Annotated in this window: 4 protein-coding genes; 1 reads left to right on the top strand and 3 read right to left on the bottom strand. The window is 77.0% G+C overall.

Translation table 11 applies throughout. The features are described from left to right. Positions 1-750: ArsB/NhaD family transporter (locus tag L6E12_RS33135; RefSeq protein WP_304523938.1), on the top strand; the 750-nt coding region annotated here is incomplete at its 5' end. Positions 751-760: 10 nt separating this feature from the next. On the opposite strand, the gene L6E12_RS33140 is transcribed toward L6E12_RS33135, so the two are convergent. The 3 genes from L6E12_RS33140 to L6E12_RS33150 form a co-directional block, all read right to left on the bottom strand. Continuing rightward, positions 761-2,005, bottom strand: a complete 1,245-nt coding sequence (locus tag L6E12_RS33140; RefSeq protein WP_236231863.1) for a bifunctional RNase H/acid phosphatase — start codon at positions 2,003-2,005, stop codon at positions 761-763. 15 nt (positions 2,006-2,020) lie between these two features. Then, complete coding sequence (locus tag L6E12_RS33145) at positions 2,021-2,758, bottom strand: zinc ribbon domain-containing protein (RefSeq protein ID WP_236231864.1); 738 nt, start codon at positions 2,756-2,758, stop codon at positions 2,021-2,023. Continuing rightward, the coding region (locus L6E12_RS33150; RefSeq protein WP_236231865.1) for a Nif3-like dinuclear metal center hexameric protein at positions 2,755-3,150 on the bottom strand (396 nt) is incomplete at its 5' end. The genes L6E12_RS33150 and L6E12_RS33145, both read right to left, overlap by 4 nt.

Genomic DNA, 3,150 nt, shown 5'->3' on the forward strand with positions numbered 1-3,150 from the left:
TTCGGGGCGAGCGGGCTGGGGTTCCTGGGCTTCGCGGGGCTGATGGCGGGCCCGTGGGTGGTGGCGGTCGCGGTGGAGTTCGCGGTGTTCCGCTGGTTCTTCGCGGGCGACCTGGAACGGGGCGGGGCGCGGGAAGCGGCCGAGCCGGGGCCCGCGCCGCGGTTCGCGCTGGGGGTGCTCGCGGCGATGCTGGTCGGGTTCTGCGCGGGTCCGCTCGTGGGGGTCGCGGCGGTGTGGGTGGCGGTCGCGGCGGCGGTGGTGCTGGGCGGGCGGGGGCTGGTGGCGCGAACGGTGACGGTGCGGGCGGTGGCGGGGGCGTGCGCACCGCTGCTGTGCCTGTTCGTGGTGGCGCTGACGGTGGTCGTGGAGGCGGTGGCCGAGCACGGGGGGCGGGACCTGCTCACCGCCGTGCTCCCCAGTGGGGAATCGCTCGGCGGGGAATCGCTGCCCGCCCTGCTCGGGGTGGCCGCGGTCGCGGCGGTGGCGGCGAACCTCGTCAACAACCTGCCCGCGACGCTGATGCTGCTGCCGGTGCTCGGCCCGCACCCCGGCGCCCTGCTGGCCATGCTGCTCGGGGTCAACATCGGCCCGAACCTGACCTACGCCGGTTCCCTGGCCACCCTGCTGTGGCGGCGGGTGCTGGCGGGCACCGGCATCCGGACCACGGTGCGCGAGTTCACCGCGCTGGGGCTGCTGACCGTGCCGCTGTCGCTCACCCTGGCCGTGGTCGCGCTGTGGCTGGCGCTGTGAGCCCCGCCGGTCAGGCCAGGTGCGAGATGTCGTTGACCAGGCGCACCGAGGCGTTGCCGTCGGGGTAGAACTCGGCGATCGACAGCGACGCCAGATCCAGGTGCAGGCGGAAGAGGATCGACGGGCCGACGTCGAGGGCCAGCCGCAGCAGGCCCTTGATCGGGGTCACGTGGCTGACCACGACCACGGTCCGGCCCGCATACCCGGCCAGGACGCGGTCGCGGGCCCGGGTGACCCGCTCGTGCACCACGTCGAAGCTCTCCCCGCCCGGCGGGGGCACGGCGGTGTCGGACAGCCAGCGGCGGTGCAGGTCGGGGTCGCGCTCGGCGGCCTCGGTGAAGGTCAGGCCCTCCCAGCCGCCGAAGTCGGTCTCCACCAGCTCGTCGAGGACCACCACCGAGCCACCGGTGGCCTCGGCGACGGCCCGGGCGGTCTGGCGGGTGCGGCCCAGGGGCGAGCTGAGGATCGGGGTGTCCGCGTCGACGCCGTCGAGCGCGGCGACCCGGCGGCCCGCCGCGGCGGCCTGGGCCTCGCCGAGGGCGGTGAGGGCGACGTCGCCGCGGCCGGAGTAGCGGCGGTCCACCGACATGGCGGTCTGGCCGTGGCGCAGCAGCAGCACCTTGGTGGGGGTGCCGAGCGCGCCGGTCCACCCCGCGGGCGAGGTCCGGGCAGGCCCGGTGGCCACCCGCGCGGCCGAGCCACCACCCGCGCCGGGGTCGGCGGACCGGGCCGACGCGGCGGTGGGGGCCACCGGCGCGGCGAACAGGCCCGCCGCGCCCGCGGGGGCCACTCCGGTCGCGTCCCCGGCGTTCGCGGGGGCGGCGGCGTCCTCGGGGACCGCGGCGGTGCGGGAGACGGGGGTGCCGTCCATGGCCTGGTTGGCCAGGCGGTCGGCGTGGGCGTTGTCGGCGCGGGGGATCCAGGTGAAGGTGACCGACCGGAAGCCGCGGGCGAGGGCGCGGGCCTCGTCGGCCAGCGGGCGCATCGCCGGGTGCTTGACCTTCCAGCGGCCCGCCATCTGCTCGACCACCAGCTTCGAGTCCATCCGGACCTCGACGGCGTCCGCGCCGAGGTCGGCCGCGGCGCGCAGGCCCGCGATGAGGCCGCGGTACTCGGCCACGTTGTTGGTGGCCACCCCGATCGCCTCGGCGCGCTCGGCCAGGACGGTGCCGCCCCGGCCGAAGACCACCGCGCCGTAGCCCGCGGGCCCCGGGTTGCCCCGGGACCCGCCGTCGGCCTCCACGCTGACGCGCATCGGTTCCCCCACCGGCTACACGCCCGACTCGGCGGTGCGGACGAGGATCACACCGCACTCCTCGTGCTCGACGACCTCGTCGGCGGGCGACTCCTTGATCAGCGACAGCTCGCGGCGGTCGATCTCGATCTGGCAGGAGCCGCAGCGGCGGGCCCGCAGCAGGGCCGCGCCGATGCCGCGGGCGGCGCGCTTGCGCTCGTAGAGGGCCAGCAGCCCCGCCGGGACGCCGGGCACGATCGTGGCCCGCTCGGCGTCGCGGCGGGCCTGGGTGGTGTCCAGGTCGGCCAGGTTCTCGTCGCGGCGGGCGGTGACCTCGGCCAGCCGCTGCTCGGCCTCGGCCAGGGCGACCCCCGCGTGCTGGGCGTCCATCCCGACGGCCTCGCGGCGCTCCATCAGCTCGAGCAGGTCGTCCTCGAGCACCGACCGGCGGCGCTTGAGGGTGGCCATCTCGTGCTCCATGTCGGTGAGCGCCTTGCTGTTGAGGGTGCCACCCGCCATCAGCCCGCGGTCGCGCTCCTCGCGGGCGCGCACGGCGTCGATCTCCTTCTCCTGCCTGGTGACCTCGCGGTCGAGGTCGTCGAGCTGGGTCTGCACGGCGACGCGCGCGTCGGCGCAGGCGCGCACGGCCTGCTCGGCCGCGGTGATCTCGGCCAGCTCCGGCATGGACGTGCGCCGGTGGTGCACGCGGCCGAGTTCGGCGTCGACCTCGGCGAGGTCGAGCAGTCTGCGCTGGGCGGCGGGATCGGCTTTCACCCGGTGGACCTCCCGGTCGGGGTAGGGGCGCCTGCGGCCTGAACGGTCCAGGGATCGGTGCGGCGCGTGGAGACTGTGGTGACGACCGTACCGCCGAGCGCGGTGCGCAGGACGCCCGCCGCCTGCTCGCACCACGGCCACTCGCTGGCCCAGTGCGCCACGTCGACCAGGGCGGGCCCCGCCCCGGTCGCCAGGTGCTCGCCCGCGGGGTGGTGGCGCAGGTCGGCGGTGACGTACGCGTCGACGCCCGCGGCGGTCGCGGCGTCGAGGTAGGAGTCCCCCGCGCCGCCGGAGACGGCCACCCGCCGCACCGGCCGGTCGGGGTCGCCCGCGCCCCGCACGCCGCCCGCGGTGGCGGGCAGCGCCCGCGCGACCCGCTCGACGAAGGCGGT

The organism is Actinokineospora sp. PR83, from assembly GCF_021056305.1.
GTDB classification, from domain to species: Bacteria; Actinomycetota; Actinomycetes; order Mycobacteriales; family Pseudonocardiaceae; genus Actinokineospora; species Actinokineospora spheciospongiae.

Coding starts and splice junctions, on each gene's coding strand:
- L6E12_RS33140 (WP_236231863.1), bottom strand. CDS start 2,005: ATGCGCGTCAGCGTGGAGGCCGACGGCGGGTCCCGGGGCAACCCGGGG.